Origin of the sequence: Streptomyces sp. CB02009 (assembly GCF_001905825.1) — a bacterium.
Taxonomy (GTDB): Bacteria; Actinomycetota; Actinomycetes; order Streptomycetales; family Streptomycetaceae; genus Streptomyces.
Genome location: NZ_LIVV01000007.1, coordinates 69,196 through 89,419 on the forward strand (window position 1 = coordinate 69,196; position 20,224 = coordinate 89,419).

The following is a 20,224-nucleotide window of genomic DNA, read 5'->3' on the forward strand; positions in this document are numbered from 1 at the left end:
ACAGTTGTTCGACGGGGGAGGAGCGCGGGCATGGAAGCCTACGTGGACGGGGGCGGGTACGGGATGCGGGCGATGAGCGCCGACGCGGTGCGCTACAACACCGAATCCATGTCGGAGTTCAAGACGAGCATCGACGGGCTGATCGAGATGCTCACCTCGTCGGAGGCCGGCACCGGCAACATGAAGGCCGACCCGTTGGGGCGCCTCAAGTTCGGCGGCGGTGGTGCGGCCTGGGGCGAGGCGAACGGCATCTACACCTCGTACGAGACCGTCCTCGGGCAGCTGACGGAACTCTCCGGCCTGCTGCAGGACTGCCTGGAGGGCCTCGGCATCGCGGTCGTCGCGTCGAAGGACGGCTTCGAGCAGATGGACGACGACGTCAAGCGGAAGATGATCAACATTCACCAGCGGACCGATGACGCCAAGACGAAGGCGGACCGCGAGGCCGGACGCATCCCGGAGACCGGGACCGACCAGACGGGTGACGGGGCCGGCGCCTACCGCTAGGGCGGGCGCGGACGGAATGTCGGGGACACGGGGAAGAGGCGAAGGATGAGGCCAGCAGAGGGTGGCGGCGGAGGCGGCGGCACCGATTTCACCTCCATGACACACCAGCAGATGCTGGATTGGCTGGACGAAGCCAGCGAATCCGGCGTGAGGATCGCGGGCGACCGCTTGAAGGCGGCGGCCGAGAAGCTGCTGGAGATCGCGGACCAGCTCAAGAACCGCTCGACCCGTGTGGAATGGGAGGGCGAAGCCGAGAAGGCCTTCAACGTGTGGGCCGAAGGCGTGGTGAGCTCGACCAAGTCGCTCAGCGAGTACAGCGGCAACGGTGCCCTGGAGATGCACAAGACGGCATCGGCCATCGCCAGTGCCAAGAGCGCCATGCCGCGCTACACCTCCCACGAGTCCGCCAAGGCGAACCTGGCCGCCGCGCAGAAGTACCACAACGACCCCGACGCGGCGGGCGTCGCCCGTGACGCGCAGAGGTCGATCGCCGCCAAGGAGGACCTCCAGGCCATTCTGGCCAAGGAGGCGGAGACCAAGCGTGCGGCGGAAGACGAGATGCGGAAGCTCTCGTCCGCGTACTTCTGGTCGGGCTTCCACATGACGAGCGTGGAGCCGCCGACCTTCCCGCCGCCGCCGGGCGACTTCGTGCCGGCGGCCTCCGACGTGAGGGACAGCTCCTCCTCGGTCGGATCCTCGCCGAGCAGCGGCAGCCGTTCCACCGGAACGAACACGGACACCGGGACGGGGACCCACATCGCGCGGCCGCGCGAGGACGACCGTGCCACGCCCGACACGCACGCCACCCTCCCGCCGACCTCCACCAAGGACCCGTCGGGACCGACCCACGTCGTCCGCCCGGACGTGCGGCCCGACGTCCCCGTGGACCTCGGCATCGACAGCGTCGACACCAAGACGCCGCCGACCGCGCCGACCGGACCCACGCAGACCCCGGGCACCCCGCCGCCGATCACCAAGCCGGACGGCAGCGCGCCTCCGTTCGTGACGGCGCCCGGCATGCCCCCGCTGCTCGCGAAGGGCGGCCCCGGGGGCACGCCTCCCACCGGCCCCGTCACCGGCGGCACGCGCAACCCGCTGAACACCATCAGCGGCCCGCGCGGCCTTCCGACCGGCACCGGCCCGCTGGGCGGTCCCCGCGAGGGCATCAGCGGCGGCAAGGCCGTGCCCAGCGCGAACGGACGTCCCCAGACCGGACTTCCGCGCAGCACCGTCATCGGCACCGAGCCCGGCGCCCGCAACGGCACGGGCATGGGCCGCGCGCCCATGGGCGGCGGCATGGGCGGCCCGATGGGCGGCGCGGGCGCCGGACAGCACGGCATCACCGGCGGGCGCCGTCTCGCCGGCGAGACCGGCGGAGTCGTCGGAGGCAAGGCGCAGCGCGCCAGTGCCGCCGGCGGCACCGCGCGTCCCTTCACGCCCGGCGGCTCCGGCCTCGTGCGCGGAGGCTCCGCGCAGCGGCCCGGCGAGCGCGAGGAGACGAACGGAGAGCGTCCCGACTACCTGGTCGAGGACGAGGAGACCTGGCAGCAGGGGCGCCGCGTGGCGCCGCCCGTCATCGACTGATCAGCGCGAGGAAGCAGATGCGTACCAGCAGTATTCGTCGGAGCCGTGCCCGAGCCACCGCCTCGGCCGCCTTGGGGATGCTGCTGGTGGGCATCGCTTCCGTTCCCGCCCACGCGGACGGTGTCCGCGACCGGCAGTGGCACCTGACCGCGATGGGCGCGGAGGAGATCTGGCAGCTCAGCACGGGCAAGGGCGTGACCGTCGCCGTCATCGACTCCGGGGTGGACAGGAACAACCCGGACCTGCGGGGTCAGGTACTGGACGGCAAGGACTTCGCGACGGAGCAGTCGGGGGACCAGTTCACCGACTACCTCGGTCACGGCACGGGCATGGCCGGTCTGATCGCCGGTACCGGAGCGAGCGACGGCGGCAAGGGAGCCTTCGGCCTCGCACCGGGCGCGAAGATCCTGCCCGTGCGCGTTCCCGGACTGGAGGAGGGAACGGCCAGCATCGCCGAGAGCGACAGGGAGTTCAATCGCGTCGTCCCTCCGGCGATCAGGTACGCCGCCGATTCCGGAGCCAAGGTCATCAACGTCTCGCTCGGTGCCACCACGGGCTCGCGCGAACTCACCGACGCGGTGACGTACGCCCTGGACAAGGGCTCCCTGGTCTTCGCCTCCGTCGGCAACAGCGGCGACAAGTCCAACAAGCCGGAGTACCCGGGCGCGACCCCCGGTGTCGTCGGCGTCGGCGCCATCGACGAGAAGCTGAAGCGCGTTCCCGTCTCCCAGTACGGTCCGCAGGTCGACATGGTGTCCGCCGGCAAGGACGTCGTCGCCGCCTGCGGCGACGGCATCTGCAAGGGCACCGGCACCAGTGACGCCACCGCCCTCGCCTCCGCAGCCGCCGCGCTCATCTGGTCGAAGCACCCCGACTGGACCAACAACCAGGTCCTGAAGGTCATGCTCAACACCATCTCGCCGCCGACCGAGGGCGCCAAGCGCAGCGACTACATCGGCTACGGCGCCATCCGGCCGCTCCGGGCGCTCAAGACGCCCGGCGACCCCGGTCCGGCCGATGTCCGGCCCATCGACGACCTCGGCGAGACCGCGACGCCGTCCGCCTCCGCCTCGGCGGCCCCGGCCCCGGCGGAGTCCTCCGTCGCCCCCGCGCCCGCACCCGCCGCCACCCAGGCCGCCGGTGAAGACGGCGGAAACACCGGTCTCTGGATCGGCCTCGGTATCGGCGCAGTCGTGTTGATCGGTGCCGCCATCGCCGTACCCGTACTCCGTTCGCGGCGGGGCTGAGCACACGCCCTGCCGCCGGACGTCCGTATCTCACCCATGGGGAAGTAGATGTCTTTCGACGAGGAGTGGAGCCAGGTCCGCAGCGAGACCGCGGCGATGAGGCTCAACAGCGTGCCCGCCGAAGGCGGCGGTGGCGGTGGCGGTGGCGCCACCGACTACAAGGTGACCTCCGCCGACCTCAAGGCCATCGGCAACGAGGCCCAGGAGCTCTACCACTGGTTCGAGCGGGACGCCTTCCACGCGGGCGCCCAGACGGACGCGGCGGCCAAGAGCCTCGACGGCGACGGCTTCCAGACCGGATCGGCCATGTGGACCATGTGGGACATGTGGCGGGACCAGGCCGAGACCCTCATCAGCGCGTGCGCGCACATCCACAACCACCTTGAGGACACGGTCACCAGCCACGCCAACCACGAAGAAGTGCTGATCACGAACTTCTCCATGGCCACGATCGACGAGCACTTCAAGTAGGCCGACGGAACGGCACGCACGGCACGGCACGGCGCGGTACGAAACGGCTGACGAGGGACGTTAGATGCTGAAGTTCGACCAGGTTCTCCACGCTCGGCTCGGAAGCCTCCAGGAGGCCTCCTCTGTCTGGTCGGAGGCGGTGTCCAAGCTGGAGAAGAGCAAGGACAAGGCCGAGACCGGCCTCAAGGGCAAGGCGGAGAAGGCGGATTGGAAGGGCGAGAACGCCGGGGTGACCCAGGCGTTCGTCAGGAAGACCGCCAAGGAGTTCGGTGACGCCCTCATCGGGGCGACCAGCATCCGCAACATCCTGCGTGACGCCCACACCGAGTTCCAGGCGGCGAAGAGCGAGCTGGAGAAGCTGGTCGCGGAGGCGCCGGGCAAGGGCATCCGCATCGACCAGGACGGTGTCGTCAGCTACCTGATCCACCCCGACCGGCGGGCCAAGGACTACGACGGCCCCAAGCCCGAACAGGCCGACTTCGAGGCGACGCGGTCGGCGATCAAGGCGGCGATCGACCGGGCGAACAACGCCGACGACGTCGCGTCCCGCGCGCTGCGCGGTCTCGTCGGGACGGACAAGAACAACTTCTCCGGGACGCGTTACGACTCGCTCGGCGCCGCCTCGAAGGCGCAGGACGCCGAGGACGCGCACGCCGCCTACGAGCTGTACAAGAAGGGCGACGAGGCCACCCCGGCGGAGATCGACCGGCTCAACGCCCTCTTCAAGGCTAACCAGAAGGACCCGTACTTCGCCGAGAAGTTCGCCCTGGAGGTCGGGCCGAAGGGCAGCATGGAGTACTGGGCCGACATGGGCGACCCGAGCGACGGCTCGCGCCTCGGTGTCGACCACCGGGACAAGCTGAAGGAGCTCCAGACGAACTGGAGCATGACGCTCGCCACCGCCACCCACTCCACCAGCCCCGAGATGGAGCAGTGGAAGGCCGACGTCATCAAGGCCGGCGGCGAGCCCATCCAGACGCGCGGCACCAGCCCGTACGGCTTCCAGGTCATGAGCAACCTGATGCGGGTCGGCGACTACGACGACAAGTTCCTCAAGGACTACGGCAACGGGCTCGTCATCACCGAGCGGAAGATGACGCACGACGGCCGGCTGCCCGCCGACCGCGCCTGGCACGCCATGGGCGGCATGCCGAGCCACCTGAACTGGCAGGGCGGCGACCTCGGCAACGATCCCATGATCGGCTTCATGGAGGGGCTCGGGCACAACCCGAAGGCGTCGACGGACTTCTTCAACGGCAGCATCGACCTCACGCCCGAGAACTCCAAGGACGACAAGAAGATCGACCCGTTCGACTACTTCACCAAGGACCGCGAGTGGCCCGAGGAGCTCAACGACAAGGGTGACAGGACCAAGGAGCCCGGCTACAACGCGCTCGGCCACGCCCTGGAGTCCGCGACCACCGGCCACCCGTACGACGCCGACACCGAGGGCCTCAAGGACGTACGGACCAAGGAGAACGCCGAGGTCATGCAGAAGGTCGTCGAGCGGTACGGCGACGACCCCAAGTACATGCACAAGCAGCCGGGCATCGACGACAGCCTGGGCAAGATGGGTGCCGCCTACATCGACGAGCTGAACCGCTCCCTGGAGACGGACAGCGACACGACGATGGAGGAGAAGAAGAACTCCCCCTTCGGTTACAACGACGACAAGGGCAAGTCCCGCTTCGGCGAGGAGTTCGACACCGGGCTGCTCTGGAACCGCGGCGACGCCGTCAACTTCATGGGCATCGTGTCCCAGAGCGAGACCGGCCACGCCACTCTCTCGGCGGCCGAGACGCTCTACACGACGAGCGTCCTCGACGAGGTCGGCCCCAAGCCCGGGTCCACCTTCGACGAGCGCGACCTCACCGACGCCCGCACCACGCTCCGCATCGGGTCCGAGGCGCAGGGAATCATGGACGAGTCCCGCATGGCGCAGATCGACAAGGACTACGAGAAGGACTCCGAGGAGCACAAGAAGGCCGTCGGCCGGACGACCGAATGGGTCAAGTTCGGGGTCGGCGCGGCCGCCGCGGGCGGTGTCGTCGCTCTGACCGGCGGTGCCGGTGGCGTACTCGTACCGCTGGCCGCCGAGACGGTGGGCGGGGCCGTGACGACCTTCATCGGCATGGAGGCCGACGACATGGCCGAGAAGTACGAGAAGGACGAGCTGCTCAAGAAGAAGTCGGACGACCTGAAGGACGAGGCACTGGCCATGGGCAAGGAGAACTCGCTCCGCCCCGGCATCGCCTACGCGAACGCGCCCGGCTGGAGCGAGCGTGACCGCAACTACCTCGACGAGATGCTGGTCGACGAGGTCCGTGACGCACGCCTGCACGCCCGGGACAACTCGCTCCCCGACCCGTACGAGAAGAAGTGACGCACATGCGGTCCGCGCTGACGCGACTTGGGGCGGCTGCGGCCGTGGCCGCCCTCCTCACGAGCTGCTCCGGGGGGAACGACGGCGGCGCCGGTACGAACGAACCCAGCGGCCTGTCGGCGAGCCAGGTGTGCCGGGGCGCCTTCGCCGAGGACGCCGCCGCCACGGCCGCCCTGAAGGCCGTCATGGGCAGTGGCCGCTTCGACGACGGCCTCGCGAAGTCGGAACCGGACAAGGCCCTCGAAGAGCTGCGCAAGGCCTCCCCGGAACAGTGGGCCGAGTCCTACCGGCCGGAGCCGCGGCGGTACTGCTGGTTCTGGCCTGTTGAGGACGGCGGCAGCGAGAAGGACCTCCAGGTCCAGCTGAGCCCGGCCAAGTCCGCCCCGGGGTTGCTTCCGGAGCACGCCAAGAAGGTGACCTCCTACGCCTCGGGGCTGCAGGCCTACGCCTCCTCCGGCTTCAGCAGGGTCTACTTCTCCTGCCGTATGAAGTCGCCCGCTCACGAGATCGTCGTCGAGACGGTGGTGCGGGGCCCGGCCGGCATCCCGGACGCGGATCCGGACCAGCGGACCCGGCTGATCACCCTCGCCAACGCGGCGGCCCGGCAGGTCTCCAAGGAGCTGGGCTGTGAGAAGGACGGGCTCGCGACGGGCACGCCCTCGCCCACCGCGCATCCGACGTCCTGAGGGCGCCTACACCCCGAGCACCGGAAGCGCTCCGATCCGGCCGCCGCGGGCGATGAAGACGCGGTTGCCGTCGCTCGCCAGCTGGTAGGTGCCCTGGCGCTGCATCGTGATGGTGAAGAGGCGCGCGTGGGTGGCCTTGTGGACGACCTGGATGCTGCTGTTGTCGGGGGCGTGCAGCCAGACCGTCGCGCCCTCGACGGCCGGCGGGTTGACGGTGCCGGGGCCCGTGCCGTCCATGACCTCGTACCAGTCGGAGACGGGGAAGCGGACGTCCTTCATGGTGGAGTACCGGTAGGCGTTGTACCGGTTCATCGCGAAGACGAGCTCGCCGGTGGCGGTCGGCGTGCCCCAGAAGCCCGCGGTGCTGCCGGCCTCCTCCTCCCACAGGAAGTCGCCGCGGTCGAGGCGGCGGGCCGTCAGCTTGCGGCCGCCGAAGTAGGCGGCGTTGTTGGTGCCGAGGGCCGGTGCCTGGCCCTCGGTGCCCTGGTCCTTGATCTCCCAGTCCGTCTCGCCCGTCTCCGTGTACAGGGCGGCGCAGTGGCCGTCCCTGCCGTGGATGACCAGCCGCTTCCGTCCCACGACCGCCTTCGCGGGGCCGTGCGGGGAGCGCTCCGACGTCATCGGGCGCGTCCAGGTGGTGGCCAGGGTCCAGGCGTCGACGGCCCGCAGCCGGTTGTCGGTCGTCACCAGGTAGACGTGCGTGTCGTCCGCGGCGATGACGGCGTCGACATCGGACTGCGTCTGCCAGACGGGCGTGCCGGTGGAGGCGACGAACGCGCACAGGACGCCGTTGACGTCGACACCGACGACGAGCCGGTCGGCGACGGAGACGAACCCGGCCTCCGCGTCGATGTCCTCGGCCCGCCAGCGTTCCTTGCCGTTCGTGACGGACAGCGCGAGCAGGCCGCCCGCCTTCGCCTGCACGACCACCACATCCCGTACCGGCAGCGGCAGTTCGCCCTCGGCCGCCGTCACGTCGAGCGGCCCCCACAGTGCCTTCGGGGACTCGCCCGGCTTCATGTCGACGGCCGAGACGAACGCGGCCTCGGGGGTGGCCGCGGCGGGCGGCACATCGGCCGTGGGCGACTTCTCCGCCCCGCCGCGGTTCAGCCACCAGGCGCCCGCCCCGCCGCCGGCGCCCAGGACCGCCACGCCCACGGCGGCGCCGGTGAGGAAGCGGCGCCGGGACGGCGAGCCGGAGGCGACGACGGTGTCGGCCGGCGCGGCCAGGCGCTTCGTGGCCGTCTCGCGGCGCCTGATGTCGTCGGCGAGCGGCCCCTTGCGCCAGGCGCGGTCCGCGCCCTTCGGCGGGGCGAAGGCCTCGGCGACCTGCGGCGGCCCCGGGCGGTGCGCCGGGTCCTTCGCCAGGCACGGCGCGATCAACTCCCGCAGCTCCGGCGGGACCTGGCTCAGGTCGGCCGTGCCGTGCACGACCTCGTACTGGACGGCCGGCACGTGGGCGCCGTCGAAGGCGCGCCGCCCGCTCGCCGCGTACACGAGGACCGCGCCGAGCGAGAAGACGTCCGAGGCCGGTCCGACCCGCTGTCCGAGGACCTGCTCGGGCGCCCCGTACCCCGGGGTGACCGGGATCTGGCCCGTCGTCGTCAGGGTGAGGCCGTGCTCGGGGCGGGCGATGCCGAAGTCGATGATCCGCGGGCCCGTGGAGGTGAGCACGATGTTCGCGGGCTTGAGGTCGCGGTGGATCAGGCCGGCCGCGTGGATGTCGTGCAGCGTGCGGGCGAGCTGGGCCGCGAGCGCGCGGACCGCCGGCACGTCCATCGGCCCGTACGCCCGGACCGCCTCGTCGAGCGTCGGCCCGGCGAGGAACTCGGCGGCGATCCACGGGCGTCCGCCCTCGGTCTGCGCCCCGAGGACCCGGGCCACGCCCGTGCTGGTGACGGCCCGCGCCATGTCGGCCTCGCGGACGAAGCGCTGGGCGAGGTGCTGGTCGTGGGCGAGTTCGGGCCGCAGCACCTTGACGGCCGCGGGTGCGCCGTCGCCGTCCCGGCCGACGTACACCTTGCCCATGCCGCCCTCGCCGAGGACACCGAGCAGGCGGTACGGGCCGAGCCGGAGCGGGTCGCCGGTGGCGAGGGGCTGAGTGGTCACGGGGTTCTCCGGTGAGGGGCTGGGGGGAGGACGGGGCGAGGGCGGGGCGAGGTGCGAGGAAGGGTCAGACGAGAGGGAGGGCCACGACGGACGTCTCGCCCGCGCCGATGACGCGCGTCCGTTCCTTGTCGGTGACGAACCGGGTGGCGTCCGTTTCGAACACCCACACCGAGCGGCCGGTGTCCGGGTCGACCGCGCTCAGCCCGCCGCGTACGGGCGCGTACACATATCTCTCGCCGACCACGGGAGGGGAGAAGAAGTCGGGTGTCAGCGAGCGGCCGGAGGGCGACTCCGTCCAGCGCCTGGAACCGTAGTCGGCCGTGACGGCCAGAAGCCCCGGGGTGTCCCTGTCCTCCTGTGCGTAGACGACCCCGCTCGCGACGGCCGGAACGCCGTACGAGGTGGCGGCGGAGCCGGAGCCGTACTCCCAGGCGATCCCGCCGTCGCTGAGGCGCAGCGCCCGGAGACGGTCCCCGCCGAAGTACGCGTGCCGCTCGTCGATCGCGAGGTGGCCGGGCTTGAAGGACTCGGATTCCTTCAGCGGCAGGCGACGCTCCCACAGCCGGCGTCCGGTCTGCGTGTCACGAGCCTGGACGAGGAAGGTCTTCCGGTCGCTGCTGTTCTTGCCCAGGATCAGCCGGCCGCCCGCCACCTGCGCCAGCCAGGGGCGGGCATTGGTGTCCGAGTGGGGGTGCCGCCATGCCTCCTTGCCCGTACGCAGGTTGACGGCGATCAGATGCCAGCCGGTCGTGTCGTCCTCGTCGTCCCGTCCGCCCACCCGGGAGGAGGCGTAGAGCACGCCGCCCGCGGCGGTGAGGAGTTCCGTGCCGAACTGGGACCCCTCGAAGCCCTTGAGCGTGATCATCCTCGCCGCTTCCTTGCCGGTGCGGGCGGCGAGCGTGCTGATCCGCAGGGCGGACGGTCCTTCGAGCGGGTAGGTGGACATGTAGAAGTTCGTGCCGTCCGTGGTGACCTGCTTGGGGTCGGAGGCCCTCCTCTCCTCCCACAGCACCGTCCCGTTCTGCGGATCGAAGGCCCGGAGCGACACCGTCTCCGCGAACCCCACGACGCCCCCGGCGAGCAGCGGCATGACGCTCTCCTCGCGGTCCAGGGCGTCGCCCCGCCACAGCGCGGCGGGCGCGCCGTCCGAGGCGGTGGTGGCCGGGATCGCGGTGGGCCCCGTGGGCGTCGGCCCGGCCTTCGGGTCCTGCGGGGTGTCCCGTGAGCCCAGCCACGCCCACACCCCGCCCCCCGCCCCGGCCACCCCGAGCAGGCCCGCGCCGCCCAGCGAGAGCAGCCGGCGGCGGGAGAGCGGTGTGCCGGGGACCGTCTCGGCCACCGCCGAGCCCGCGGGGGCCGGCAGGCGGTGCGGGGCGTGGAGCCAGACGTCCGTGGCCCGGCGGGCGATGTCGGTGAGCAGCAGGGGCGGCAGGTGGTCGGCGAACTCGCCGTGCCCGTCGTGGAATCGGTCGATCAGCAGGCCCGTAGTGGGCCGGGCCGACGGGTCCTTCGCGAGGCAGGCCGCGAGGATCGGGACGAGCGCCTCCGGTACGCCGGTGAGGTCGGGATCCGCGTAGCGGACGCGGTAGAGGAGGTCGGCGGCGGAGCCCGTACCGAAGGGGCCGTGGCCGGTCGCGGCGAACACCAGGACGCCCGCGAGCGCGAACACGTCGCCTGCGGGCGGGTGTTCCTGCCCGCTCGCCTGCTCCGGCGACATGAACGCGGGCGTGCCGGCCGCCGCTCCCGTGCGGGTCAGACGGTCGTCGCCGGCCGCGCGCGCGATGCCGAAGTCGATGATCTTCGGTCCGTAGGCGGTGACGAGGACGTTCGAGGGCTTGAGGTCCCGGTGCACCACGTCCGAGGAGTGCAGCTGCGCCAGCGCCCCGGCGAGGGCCGCGCCGAGGGCGCGGACCGTCGGCTCGGGGAGCGGACCGCCGAGCGCCACCGCGTCGTCGAGCGGCGGGCCGAGGACGTACTCGGTGGCCAGCCACGGCGTCTCGGCCAGCGGGTCCGCGTCGACGACGGCCGCGCCGTGGCGCGCGCCGATGATCCGCGCCGCGTCCGTCTCCAGCCGGAAACGGGCCCGGAACGCCGGGTCGGTGGCGAGCCGCGCGTGCACGGTCTTCAGGGCGACGGTACGACCGCCGGGGGTGCGCGCCAGGTAGACCGTGCCCATGCCGCCGGAACCGAGGCGGGCGATGAGCCGGTACGTGGCGACCGAGGCCGGGTCGTCGTGGGTCAGGGGCGACAGCATGGATGAGGTCCGTCAGGTCCGAGGGCGGGAGGAGGAGAGGGGCGTGCCCGGGCGTCAGGCCCTTGCCGGTGCCGGGAGTTCGGCGGCGAGGAGCTCCGAGGACTGGCGGGCGAGCGCCGCCACGACGCGGCCCGGCAGCCAGCCGGGGGCGAGGAGCGAGCCGGCCGAGTTCAGGACCGTCCCGTGGGTCGTCGGCGGGGCGAGCGCGGTCATCAGGGCGGTCGCCGTCGGCCGGTCGGCGGGGTCGCGGGCCAGGCAGGACGAGATCGCCGGGCGCAGGGCGGGCGGGAGTTCGTCCCGTTCGGGCACGGTGTGACCGGTGGCGGCGTACGCGAGGACCGCGCCGAGCGCGAAGACGTCGCCGGGCGGGCGCGGGCGGCCTCCCGAAGCCTGTTCGGGGGCGAGCGCTCCCGGGTCGAGGCCGGGCAGGCCGGTGCGCGGCTCACCGTCGGCCGAGGCGGCCCGTACCGCGCCGAAGCAGGTCAGCCGGGGCCCGTCCGCGGTGAGCAGGACGGCGGCGGGGGACACCCCGGCGTGGGTGAGGCCCTGGCCGTGGGCGGCGGCGAGGGCTTCGGCGAGGGCGGCGCCGACGGCGCGGACGGTGGTCTCGGGCAGCGGGCCGCCGTGGACGGCGAGCGCCACGGGCAGCGGGAGCGCCGGTGTGTACGGGCTCGCGTACCAGGGGGGCTCGCCGGGTCCTGCCACGCTCGTCACCGGGGCGACCCAGGGGCCGAGGAGGTGGCGGGCGGCGTCGGCCTCCACGGCGAACCGGCCGGGATCGGTGCCGGGCAGCGGGGTGTTGAGCAGCACGGTGTGCTCGCCGTCCTTGGTGCGGGCCACGAACCGGCGGCAGGGCAGGACGGTGTGGGGCGGGTCGAGGCGGGTGATCAGGCGGTACGGGCCGATCCGCCGCGCGGATTCCCGCCGCGCGGGTTCGTGCCGTGCGCGCGACTGTTCCACCGTTCGTGCCCCCCGTCGTCCGTGCGCCCGTGGTGACGGGGCGGGACGAGCCTATCGAGGCGGGGACGGGAGCCCGAGGCGAGGGCCGCACCGGCCCGGGGGGCCGGTGCGGATCATTGGAGACCGTGATCGGATTCGAACCGACGTAACCGGCTTTGCAGGCCGGCCCCTCAACCACTCGGGCACACGGTCGTGTGGTGCGACGAGTACGACCGTAGGCGGGAGCCGGGAGGGGCTCAAGGGGTTCCGGGGTCGTGCCACGCGACCGCAACGGTGCTGCCATACGGCGTTCACAGTCGGGCGTCCGACGTACGTCCAAGGGCTGAGTCGGTCCGGGACTCCTGACAGGGGTCATTTACCTCTTCACCTCTTACTCTGGGGGAATGAGCGCCCTCGAACCCCGCGACGCAGAGGCGGACGCGGACATAGCCGCCGACCCCGCCCCGAGACCCGGACCCCTCGCCCCGCACGACGGCGGCACCGTCACCAAGGGGTCCGTCCTCGATGCGGCCCATCGGGCGCTCAGCATCGGCATGGTCTCCGTCGTGCTGCTCATCGCCTTCGAGGCGACCGCCGTCGGCACGGCCATGCCCGTGGCGGCCCGCGAGCTGAACGGCATCCCCCTCTACGCCTTCGCCTTCTCGGCCTACTTCACGACCAGCCTCTTCGCCATGGTCCTGGCCGGGCAGTGGTCCGACCGCCTCGGGCCGCTCGCCCCGCTCACCGCCGGCATCAGCGCCTTCGCCGCCGGACTGCTGCTCTCCGGGACCGCCGGCGCCATGTGGCTGTTCATCCTCGGGCGGGCCGTGCAGGGCCTCGGCGGGGGGCTCGTCATCGTCGCCCTGTACGTGGTCGTCGGCCGGGCCTACGCCGAGCACCTCAGACCCGCGATCATGGCGGCGTTCGCCGCGAGCTGGGTCGTCCCCTCCGTCGTCGGACCGCTCGCCGCCGGAACGATCACCGAGCACCTCGGCTGGCGCTGGGTCTTCGTCGGCATCCCCGTCCTCGTCCTCCTCCCGCTGGCCCTCGCGCTCCCCGCGATCCGCCGCACCGCCTCGGGGCCCGCCGACCCGACCGCGCCCGTCGCGCCCTGGGACCGGCGCAGGATCAGGCTCGCGCTCGGCATCTCGGCGGGTGCGGCGCTGCTCCAGTACGCCGGACAGGAGCTGCGCTGGCTCTCCGTGCTGCCGGCGGCGGCCGGTGTCGCCTTCCTCGTGCCCGCGGTCCGCGGGCTCCTTCCGCGGGGCACCTACCGGGCCGCCCGCGGTCTGCCGTCCGTCGTCCTGCTCCGCGGCATCGCCGCGGGCGCCTTCATCGCCGCCGAGTCCTTCGTGCCGCTGATGCTGGTCACCCAGCGGGGCCTGAGCCCCACCCTGGCCGGGCTCTCGCTCGCCGCGGGCGGTCTCACCTGGGCCCTCGGGTCCTGGATCCAGGCCCGGCCGTGGACGGAGCCGTACCGGGAGCGGCTCGTCGTCGCCGGCATGGTCCTGGTCGCGATCGCCATCGCGGCGGCGCCCAGCGTGCTGATCACGGCCGTGCCGGTGTGGGTGGTCGCTGCGGCCTGGGGGCTCGGCTGCCTCGGCATGGGGTCCGTGATCGCCTCGACGAGCGTGCTGCTCATGAAGCTCTCGGCGCCCGAGGAGGTCGGTGCGAACTCGGCCGCCCTCCAGATCTCCGACGGCCTCTCCAACGTCCTGCTGCTCGCCGCGGGCGGCGCGGCCTTCGCGGCGCTCGGCGGCGGCGCGGTCGGCCACGCGGTCACCTCGTCCGCGGCCACGGGCTCCCACCCGGGGGCCTTCGCGGCGGTCTTCCTGCCGATGGCGGGGGTCGCTGCGGTGGGGGCGTGGGTGGCGACGCGCCTGCACACGAACGGGGCGGGTGCGGCCTAAATCCGTCGCCGTCACGGTCGCCGTCTCCTACTCTCCGCACATGCGTGAGACGACCGTTCCGGTCGGTGACGGGTTCGCCGACCTCGCCGATGCCCGGGGCGTCAGCCCGGACGAGCTGGCCGCCGAGGCCTGCGGGCGGCTGCTGGCCGCCGAGGCCGAGCTCGTACGCCGCGAGGCCCGGCGCCTCGCCCGGGTGCACGACTCCCTCCTGAGGAGGCTCGGAGAATGAACGACGCCACCACGCGCTTCCTCACCGTCGACGAGGTCGCCGAGGTCGCCCGGATCGCCTTCACCGGCGACGGGGTGCCCGAGCTGCGGGCGCCCGGGCTGCTGGCGTCCGCCGTGCACCGGCCGAGGGCCCGGATGTTCGGGGAGAGCGCGTACGAGGACGTGTACGAGCAGGCCGCCGCGCTGCTGCACGCGGTCGCCACGAACCACCCCTTCGTCGACGGGAACAAGCGGGCGGCGTGGCTGTCCGCGGCCACCTTCCTCGCTGTCAACGGAGTCGATCTCGCCGAGGCCGACCTCGAACGGGCATACGGCCTGGTCATCGGCGTGGCCGGCGGCGAACTGGGTGACATTCCGGACATCGCGCGCCGCCTCCGGGGGCTGTGAGGACCGTCTCAAGCGCACCCGCCACGCCTTCGCGCGGGGCGGGTCGCGGCGCCCGCACCGGTAAGGTGGCCCGGTTGTCATATCTGGACGAGCGTCGAACCCGGAGATCGTGACTACTACCACCACTTCCTCCCATCACCTTTCTCCCGCCTTCCCAGGACGGGCCCCGTGGGGTACCGCCGGGAAGCTGCGTGCCTGGCAGCAGGGCGCGATGGAGAGATACATCCAGGAGCAGCCCCGTGACTTCCTCGCGGTCGCCACACCTGGCGCCGGCAAGACCACCTTCGCCCTGACCCTCGCGTCGTGGCTGCTGCACCACCACGTCGTGCAGCAGATCACCGTCGTCGCGCCCACCGAGCACCTGAAGAAGCAGTGGGCCGCCGCCGCCGCGCGGATAGGGATCAAGCTCGACCCGGACTACAGCGCCGGGCCGCTGAGCAAGGAGTACGACGGGGTCGCCATCACCTACGCCGGTGTCGGTGTCCGCCCGATGCTGCACCGCAACCGTTCCGAGCAGCGCAAGACCCTCGTCATCCTCGACGAGATCCACCACGCCGGAGACTCCAAGTCCTGGGGCGAGGCCTGCCTGGAGGCCTTCGAGCCCGCCACGCGGCGCCTCGCGCTGACCGGCACCCCGTTCCGTTCCGACACCAACCCCATCCCCTTCGTCACGTACGAGGAGGGGAACGACGGCATCCGGCGGTCCTCCGCCGACTACACCTACGGCTACGGCAACGCCCTCGGCGACGGCGTCGTCCGGCCCGTCATCTTCCTCTCCTACAGCGGCAACATGCGCTGGCGCACCAAGGCGGGCGACGAGATCGCCGCCCGTCTCGGCGAGCCGATGACCAAGGACGCCGTCTCGCAGGCCTGGCGGACCGCCCTGGACGCGAAGGGCGACTGGATGCCGAACGTCCTGCGCGCCGCCGACCAGCGGCTCACCGAGGTCCGCAAGTCCATCCCGGACGCGGGCGGCCTCGTCATCGCCTCCGACCAGGACTCGGCCCGCTCGTACGCCAAGCTGATCCGCGAGATCACCGGCACCAAGGCCACCGTCGTGCTTTCCGACGACACCGGCGCCTCGAACCGCATCGACGAGTTCAGCGAGAACAACGACCGCTGGATGGTCGCCGTCCGCATGGTGTCCGAGGGCGTGGACGTGCCCCGTCTCGCCGTCGGCGTGTACGCGACGACGATCTCGACCCCGCTCTTCTTCGCCCAGGCCGTCGGCCGTTTCGTGCGTTCGCGCAGGCGCGGCGAGACCGCCTCCGTGTTCCTTCCGACGATCCCCAGCCTCCTCGGGTTCGCCAACGAGATGGAGGTCGAGCGCGACCACGTCCTCGACAAGCCCAAGAAGCAGGGCGAGGAGGACCCGTACGCCGAGTCCGAGAAGGAGATGGCGGAGGCGGAGCGCGAGCAGGACGAGGACACCGGCGAGCAGGACATGCTGCCCTTCGAGGCGCTGGAGTCCGACGCCGTCTTCGACCGCGTCCTCTACAACAGCGCCGAGTTCGGCATGCAGGCCCACCCCGGCAGCGCAGAGGAGCAGGACTACCTCGGCATCCCGGGCCTCCTCGAACCCGACCAGGTCCAGCTGCTCCTCCAGAAGCGCCAGGCCCGGCAGATCGCGCACAGCCGCAAGAAGCCGGACGACGAGGCGGACCTGCTCGAACTCCCCGCCGAGCGGCGGCCTGTCGTTTCCCACAAGGAGCTCCTCGAACTGCGCAAGCAGCTCAACACCATGGTCGGCGCGTACGTCCACCAGACCGGCAAGCCCCACGGTGTGATCCACACGGAGCTCCGCCGGGTCTGCGGCGGACCGCCGAGCGCGGAGGCCACCGCCGGCCAGATCCGGGAACGGATCAAGAAGGTGCAGGAGTGGGCCACCCGCATGCGGTGACCCCGTTCCCCCGCCCCGCCCCCGGGTGTGGCTGAGGCCCGTACGACGGCGTTCGTACGGGCCTCACTCGTCCCGCGCGACGGCGGACCGGTGAAGGAACCGCGGCGGGACCGCGTCGGAGACCGGCCCCCACGGTCGGCCTCCGGGCCCTTCCACGCTACGTGCACGACAAAGCCGATCTTGTCAGCCAAAGTCCCGCATGCGACCGACGAAGGTCCCGAACCGTCTCTATTCGCTCGTCGGCGCCCGGATTCTGGACGAGGTCTTCCGCTGAGCGGAGCGGGTCGCTACTGTCCCGGCTCAAAAGCAAACGCCCCGTGGCAGCGCCGCCGCGGAGCGCAGCCGGTGTACCCCTTCCTGCCGGCGGCCTCTGACGTGCGTCGCCGACGGGACCGGTGACGCGACACCCGTGAGAGCCCGCCGCCACTCACTCCGAAGGAGAGGGCGTCGTGACCGCGGAGACCTCCCAGACGCTCGACCGGGGACTCAGAGTCCTCAAACTGCTCGCCGACACCGACCACGGCCTGACCGTCACCGAGTTGTCCAACAAACTCGGTGTCAACCGGACCGTCGTCTACCGGCTGCTCGCCACCCTCGAGCAGCACGCCCTCGTCCGCCGCGACCTCGGCGGACGCGCCCGCGTCGGCCTCGGCGTGCTCCGGCTCGGCCGCCAGGTCCACCCGCTCGTGCGGGAGGCCGCGCTCCCCGCGCTGCGCTCGCTCGCCGAGGACATCGGGGCGACGGCCCATCTGACGCTGGTCGACGGTGCGGAGGCACTCGCGGTCGCCGTCGTCGAACCGACCTGGACCGACTACCACGTGGCCTACCGGGCCGGCTTCCGCCACCCGCTGGACCGGGGCGCGGCCGGGCGCGCCATCCTCGCCGCCCGCCAGGGCGGGCTGATCGAACCGGGCTTCACGCTCACCCACGGCGAGCTGGAGGCGGGCGCGAGCGGCGCGGCCGCCCCGCTCGTCGGCGTGACGGGCGTCGAGGGCAGCGTCGGCGTCGTGATGCTCGCGGACGCGGTGCCGGAGCGGGTCGGACCGCGGGTGGTCGACGCGGCACGCGAGGTCGCGGACGCACTGCGCTAGGGCGCGGGCGGGCTGCTCCGGTCGTCGGGCGCCGGTCGTCGCGCGCCGGCACCGCCCTACGGTGTCGTGCCGACGACGAGCATCCCCAAGGGGGTCTGCTCGTGGTGGACGGATCTGCCCGTTCTCGTCGTGGTGATCAGGCCCGCCGCCCTCAGGGCCGCCGCGTGGGCGGAGGCCGTCGCGTTGCCGATGCCCGTGCGCCGGGCGAGGTCGGTCGTCGTACGGGGTTCCGCGAGGGCCCGGAGCACGACGGCCCTCGTACGGCCCAGGGCCGCCGCCAGGCCACGGTCGTCGCTCCGCGCCCCCCGGGGCTCCGGCGCGGGCGGAAGGCCGCCGCCCGCCGGGTAGGCCAGCACCACCGGGCGGTCCGGCAGGTCCTGCACCAGCGGGCCTCCCCTCCAGTGGAAGGTCGGCAGCAGCACCAGGCCCCGGCCGCCTAGGCGGACCTCACGGGTGGCACGGGCCGCACGGGCTTCCCCGACTTCCCCGGGTTCCGGGCCTTCGGAGGCTTCCCGGGCCGCCCCGGCTCCCCGGGCCGCCGGGTCGTCGCGGGCTTCCGGGGCTTCGAGGGCCGACCGTGTCGACGGGGCCGACGGCCACTCCCAGACGCCGTCCCGCAGCCGTGAGCCCGGGGCGACCGCCGCCAGCGCGGCGGCCAGGCCCTGTTCCGCCGCCGTCAGGGCGTAGCGGGTGAACTCCGCCCGGTGCAGGTCCTGGACCAGCGGCCACACCGGTGCGAGGACCGTCTCGTGGGCCGCCCGCTGGGCCCGGTCGAGCGTGTCCCAGGCCGTCGCGTCCCCGCGGTGCAGCGCCCTGACCCAGGGCGGGACGGCGCCCTGTCCCGCGTACACCCGCGCCAGCTCGGACCGTACGAACTCCGGCCGCGCCGAACGGATCAGCGCGAAGCCCTCCTCCCGCGTGCCGCCGAGGACGTCGAGGAAGCGCGGGGCCGCCCCGCCCGGCACCAGCTCCCCGAGCGGTTCGGCCGCGCCCGGCAGGGTCCGCAGCAGCCTGCCGCGCCAGCGGCCGAAGAGCAGCCCCTCGTGCGGGGCGCCCAGCATCAGCAGGGCCGCGTGCAGCTCGGGCACGGGGGAGGGGCGGGGCGCGAACCGCACCCGGCTCATGTCCTCCGCCGTGAAACGGATGTGAAGCACCGCACCGACCCCCGTTCGACGCCAGCCTTTCGGGCAGGGCCGCAACCTTCGCTCCGGCGTCCCGTCCGCTCCCAGGATGACGCCCATGACCATGACACCCGATCACACACCCGGCCACACGCCCGCCGGCCACGCGCCCCCCCGCCGTACCGTCGTCGCCGGGGCCCTCGCAGGGGCCGCCGCCCTGCTGCTCGGCACCGGAACCGGCACCGCCTCGGCCACGCCCGCCCGCCCCCTCGTCCTCCGGCTGCCCGCCCCCACCGGCCCGCACGCCGTCGGAGCCACCGTCCGGCATCTCGTCGACCGCTCCCGCAACGATCCGTGGGTGCCCGCCGTCGGGGTGCGGGAGCTGATGGTCACCGTGTTCCGGCCGGCCGCCTCGGGCCGGGGCCTCCCGCGCCTGCCGCAGCTCACCCCCGATGCCGCCGAGGCGTTCACCCTCCTCGCCCCGCTGGTTCGCCCCGCCCTGCCGGCGGCAGGGGTCGACTGGGCGGCCACCCTCACCCACGCCCGCACCGGCGCCCGGCCGTTGCCCGCCCGGCGGCCGGTGCTGGTGTACAGCCCCGGCGGCGGGGACTCCCGGGCGATGGGCAGCTCCCTCGCGATCGACCTCGCCTCGCACGGCTGGACCGTCGTCACCGTCGACCACCCCGGCGACGCCTCCGAGGTGGAGTTCCCCGACGAGCGGCCGGGGCGCGACCGGGTCCGGACCACCGTCCTCCGTCCCGACCTCGACGCCGGGACCTTCCGCACCATGATCGACACGAGGGTCGCCGACCTCCGCTTCGTCCTGGACGCGCTCGGCCTCGACCGGGTCGGGCTCTACGGGCACTCCGCGGGCGGCACCGCCGTCGCGCAGGCGCTCCACGAGGACCCCCGGGTCGCCGCCGCCGTGAACCTGGAGGGCTACCTGGACCAGATGGACGGCGCACTCCTGCCCGTCGCCCGCGAGGGGACGGACCGGCCGCTGCTCCTCGCCGGCACCGACGGCTTCCGCGACGCGCGCCTCGACCGCTCCTGGTCGGCGCTCCTCGGCCACGGCGGACCCGTCGCCCGGCGGCAGCTCGCCGACAGCCACCACTGGGTCTTCACCGACTACGCGGCCCTCGTCCCGCAGCTCCGCGCCGCGGATCTGATGACCGCCGCCGGGCGGGCCGCGATGGTCGGCGGCGTCGACCCCCGGGTCTCGGTGCCCGCCGTGCGGACGCTCGTACGGTCCTTCTTCGACCGGCACCTGCCGGTGCCCGGGTCCGGGGCCCGGTCCGGGGCGGCGTCCGGGGCCGGGTCCGGGGCGGCGTCCGGGGCCGTGCCCCGGGCCGGGCGCGGGTCCGGCTCCGCGCCCACGGCCCGGCTGGGGCGGCCGCCCCAGTAGAT

16 protein-coding genes and 1 tRNA gene are annotated in these 20,224 nt (G+C 73.0%); 12 read left to right on the forward strand and 5 right to left on the reverse strand.

Translation table 11 applies throughout. The features are described from left to right. The first annotated feature begins 30 nt into the window (after positions 1 to 30). The 6 genes from AMK27_RS27080 to AMK27_RS27105 all read left to right on the forward strand — a co-directional run bounded on the left by AMK27_RS27080 (position 31) and on the right by AMK27_RS27105 (position 6,878). Positions 31 to 507, forward strand: a complete 477-nt coding sequence (locus tag AMK27_RS27080; RefSeq protein ID WP_073913369.1) for a hypothetical protein — start codon at positions 31 to 33, stop codon at positions 505 to 507. 111 nt (positions 508 to 618) lie between these two features. Beyond that, positions 619 to 2,091 carry a hypothetical protein gene (locus tag AMK27_RS27085; protein ID WP_241847639.1) on the forward strand — a complete coding sequence of 491 codons (1,473 nt, stop codon included), beginning with the start codon at positions 619 to 621 and terminating at the stop codon, positions 2,089 to 2,091. Positions 2,092 to 2,108: 17 nt separating this feature from the next. Then, positions 2,109 to 3,338: a type VII secretion-associated serine protease mycosin gene (mycP, locus tag AMK27_RS27090; RefSeq protein WP_073913374.1), complete on the forward strand. Its 1,230-nt coding sequence runs from the start codon at positions 2,109 to 2,111 to the stop codon at positions 3,336 to 3,338. Between the two features lie 48 nt (positions 3,339 to 3,386). Beyond that, entirely contained in the window at positions 3,387 to 3,809 is a 423-nt protein-coding gene (locus AMK27_RS27095; protein WP_073913377.1) for a hypothetical protein, read from the forward strand. 64 nt (positions 3,810 to 3,873) lie between these two features. Then, positions 3,874 to 6,192: a DUF6571 family protein gene (locus AMK27_RS27100; RefSeq protein ID WP_073913380.1), complete on the forward strand. Its 2,319-nt coding sequence runs from the start codon at positions 3,874 to 3,876 to the stop codon at positions 6,190 to 6,192. Positions 6,193 to 6,197: 5 nt separating this feature from the next. After that, positions 6,198 to 6,878, forward strand: coding sequence for a hypothetical protein (locus AMK27_RS27105; RefSeq protein WP_241847615.1), 681 nt, complete (start codon positions 6,198 to 6,200; stop codon positions 6,876 to 6,878). Positions 6,879 to 6,884: 6 nt separating this feature from the next. Here the strand turns inward: AMK27_RS27105 and AMK27_RS27110 are convergent, their stop codons facing one another. The 4 genes from AMK27_RS27110 to AMK27_RS27125 form a co-directional block, all read right to left on the reverse strand. Then, entirely contained in the window at positions 6,885 to 8,987 is a 2,103-nt protein-coding gene (locus AMK27_RS27110) for a protein kinase domain-containing protein (protein WP_073913384.1), read from the reverse strand. A 64-nt stretch (positions 8,988 to 9,051) separates the two neighbouring features. Further along, complete coding sequence (locus tag AMK27_RS27115; protein ID WP_073913386.1) at positions 9,052 to 11,241, reverse strand: protein kinase domain-containing protein; 2,190 nt, start codon at positions 11,239 to 11,241, stop codon at positions 9,052 to 9,054. Positions 11,242 to 11,295: 54 nt separating this feature from the next. After that, positions 11,296 to 12,201: a serine/threonine protein kinase gene (locus AMK27_RS27120; RefSeq protein ID WP_107425686.1), complete on the reverse strand. Its 906-nt coding sequence runs from the start codon at positions 12,199 to 12,201 to the stop codon at positions 11,296 to 11,298. Positions 12,202 to 12,318: 117 nt separating this feature from the next. Continuing rightward, a tRNA-Cys gene (locus AMK27_RS27125) sits at positions 12,319 to 12,393 on the reverse strand. Between the two features lie 191 nt (positions 12,394 to 12,584). Here AMK27_RS27125 and AMK27_RS27130 point away from each other — a divergent pair. From AMK27_RS27130 to AMK27_RS27150, 5 genes are all read left to right on the forward strand, one after another. Next, on the forward strand, positions 12,585 to 14,090 hold the full coding sequence (locus AMK27_RS27130; protein ID WP_073913388.1) for an MFS transporter: 1,506 nt from the start codon (positions 12,585 to 12,587) through the stop codon (positions 14,088 to 14,090). 40 nt (positions 14,091 to 14,130) lie between these two features. Continuing rightward, entirely contained in the window at positions 14,131 to 14,319 is a 189-nt protein-coding gene (locus tag AMK27_RS27135; RefSeq protein WP_107425700.1) for a hypothetical protein, read from the forward strand. Next, entirely contained in the window at positions 14,316 to 14,705 is a 390-nt protein-coding gene (locus AMK27_RS27140; RefSeq protein WP_073913392.1) for a type II toxin-antitoxin system death-on-curing family toxin, read from the forward strand. The genes AMK27_RS27135 and AMK27_RS27140 overlap by 4 nt, the downstream gene beginning before the upstream one ends. Before the next feature lie 106 nt (positions 14,706 to 14,811). Then, positions 14,812 to 16,605, forward strand: coding sequence for a DEAD/DEAH box helicase (locus AMK27_RS27145; RefSeq protein ID WP_073913395.1), 1,794 nt, complete (start codon positions 14,812 to 14,814; stop codon positions 16,603 to 16,605). Positions 16,606 to 17,054: 449 nt separating this feature from the next. Then, entirely contained in the window at positions 17,055 to 17,696 is a 642-nt protein-coding gene (locus AMK27_RS27150; RefSeq protein ID WP_015033894.1) for an IclR family transcriptional regulator, read from the forward strand. A gap of 56 nt (positions 17,697 to 17,752) precedes the next feature. Here the strand turns inward: AMK27_RS27150 and AMK27_RS27155 are convergent, their stop codons facing one another. Next, entirely contained in the window at positions 17,753 to 18,850 is a 1,098-nt protein-coding gene (locus AMK27_RS27155; RefSeq protein WP_073913398.1) for a helix-turn-helix domain-containing protein, read from the reverse strand. An 85-nt stretch (positions 18,851 to 18,935) separates the two neighbouring features. On the opposite strand from AMK27_RS27155, the gene AMK27_RS27160 reads away from it, so the two are divergent. Next, the gene (locus tag AMK27_RS27160) at positions 18,936 to 20,222 is read left to right on the forward strand and encodes an alpha/beta fold hydrolase (protein WP_073913400.1); all 1,287 of its coding nucleotides are present in this window, start codon (positions 18,936 to 18,938) and stop codon (positions 20,220 to 20,222) included. Positions 20,223 to 20,224: the final 2 nt, after the last annotated feature.